Origin of the sequence: Aquipuribacter hungaricus (assembly GCF_037860755.1) — a bacterium.
GTDB classification, from domain to species: Bacteria; Actinomycetota; Actinomycetes; order Actinomycetales; family JBBAYJ01; genus Aquipuribacter; species Aquipuribacter hungaricus.
Window position 1 is genome coordinate 1 of sequence record NZ_JBBEOI010000384.1, and the last position, 2,055, is coordinate 2,055.

Consider the following 2,055-nt stretch of genomic DNA (forward strand, 5'->3'; position numbering starts at 1 on the left):
CCTCCGACTTGGTGACCCCTGGCAGCGTCCCCGCCCGGCTGCGGGACGGGCTCGTCGCGGCGGCCTACGGCGCCGCGTGGCGGGGCGTGCGGTGGCTGCCCGAGCGGACCGCCTACGCCCTGGGGGACCGGGTGGCCGACCGGGTCACCCGCCGCGGCGGGCGCGGGGTGCGCCGGCTGCGCGACAACCTCGCCCGTGCCGTCCCAGGCGCCGGGCCCGACGAGCTGCGCCGGCTGACGGGGGAGGCGGTCCGGTCCTACCTGCGGTACTGGGTGGACGCGTTCCGGCTGCCCGACTGGGACACCGCCCGCGTCGTCGGCCCCGTGCGCACCGTGGGCGACGGGCCGGTCCGCGAGGCCCTGGCGTCCGGGCGCGGGGTGGTCGGCGCGCTCGCGCACCTGGGCAACTGGGACCACGCCGGCGCCTGGTCCCGCGAGCGGCTGGCACCGGTGACGACCGTGGCCGAACGGCTGCGCCCCGAGAGCGTGTTCCTGCGCTTCCTCGCCTTCCGGGAGTCCCTCGGCATCGAGATTCTCGCCCACCCCGCCGGCGGGGCGCCCGCCGACGGGCCCGGCGTCACCGCCGTGCTCGAGCAGCGGCTGTGGGACGGCGTGTTCGTGCCGCTGCTGGCCGACCGCGACCTGTCCGGCCGGGGCGTCGTCGTCGACCTGCTCGGCGAGCCGGCCCGGGTCGCCGGCGGGCCGGCCGTGCTGGCCGGGCGGACCGGGGCGCTGCTGCTGGCCATCGGCATCACCTACGAGCGCACGGCGGCGTCGGCGTCCGGCTGGGGGACCGTCATCACCTTCCACCCGCCCGTCGACGTGCCGGACGGCTCGCCCGCCGCCGTGCAGGCGGCCAGCCAGCGGCTGGCCGACGACCTGTCCACGAGCATCCGCGCCTCCCCGGCCGACTGGCACATGCTGCAGGCGGTGTTCGTCGCCGACGTCGGCCGGGAGCCGGCCCCCTGGTGAGCGGTCCCGGGGCCCGTCCGCTGCGGGTCGGGCTCGTCTGTCCCTACGACCTCGACGTGCCGGGCGGGGTCCGGGAGCAGGTGCTCGGCCTGGCGCGCGCCTGCGCCGCGCTGGGGGAGGACGTCCAGGTCCTGGCTCCCCGGGCCCGGGGAGCGCCCCGCCGCGAGGTCGTCGACGGCGTCCGGGTCGTCACCGCGGGCCCGGCGCTCGGGCTGCCCACCAACGGCTCGACCGCCCGGCTCGCGCTGGACCCCGTGTCCCGGCGGCGGGCGACGCGCTGGGCGCTGTCCGGGCTGGACGTCGTCCACGTCCACGAGCCGATCCCGCCGGGGGTCGGGCACAGCGTCCTGCGCCGGCTGGCCGCCGACCGCGACCTCGGCCTGCCCGGTCCTGCGGTCGTCGCCACCGTGCACGTCGCGATGTCGCCGCGCCCGGCCGGCCGCTCCCGCAGCCTGCGCTCCGCCGCCGGGCACGTCGGCGGGCTGCTGCGCGGGGTCGACGTGCTGAGCGCCGTCAGCGAGCACGCCCGCCGCACCCTCGTCGACCACCTCGGCCGGGTGCCGCTCGTCGTGCCCAACGCCGTCGACGTCGCCGCGTGGCCGGTCCCCGGTGACCGGCCGGCGCCCCCGCCGGGTGCGGGCACCGTCGTCGTGCTCGGCCGCGCGGAGCCCCGTAAGGGCCTGGACGTCCTGCTGCGGGCGTGGCCCCGGGTGCGTGCGGCCCGCCCGGCGGCCCGGCTGCTCGTCGTGGGACCGGCCGACGGCCTCCGGGTCCCTCCGGGCCACGGGGTCCACCTGCTGGGCGCCGTCGACGAGGACACCAAGCGCCGCACGGTGGCCGCGGCGGACGTGCTCGTCGCCCCCCACCGGGGCGGGGAGAGCTTCGGGCTCGTCCTCGTCGAGGCGCTCGCCGCCGGCGTGCCCGTGGTGGCCTCCGACCTGCCGGCGTTCCGGGGTGTGCTCGGCGGGCACGGCCGCCTGGTGCCGCCCGGGGACCCCGCGGCCCTGGCGGCCGCGGTGCTCGCCGAGCTCGACGGCGACGGTCCCGGCTGGCCCCCTGGCTGTGCTCCGGGCGGGGCGGCCGG

Annotated in this window: 2 protein-coding genes; both read left to right on the forward strand. The window is 80.0% G+C overall.

Features of this window, described 5'->3' with window-relative positions; all coding sequences use genetic code 11:
• Window positions 1–971 (forward strand): phosphatidylinositol mannoside acyltransferase (locus tag WCS02_RS19930; RefSeq protein ID WP_340296033.1); only part of this gene is annotated, 971 nt, incomplete at its 5' end.
• Window positions 968–2,055 (forward strand): glycosyltransferase family 4 protein (locus WCS02_RS19935; RefSeq protein ID WP_340296035.1); only part of this gene is annotated, 1,088 nt, incomplete at its 3' end. The genes WCS02_RS19930 and WCS02_RS19935, both read left to right, overlap by 4 nt.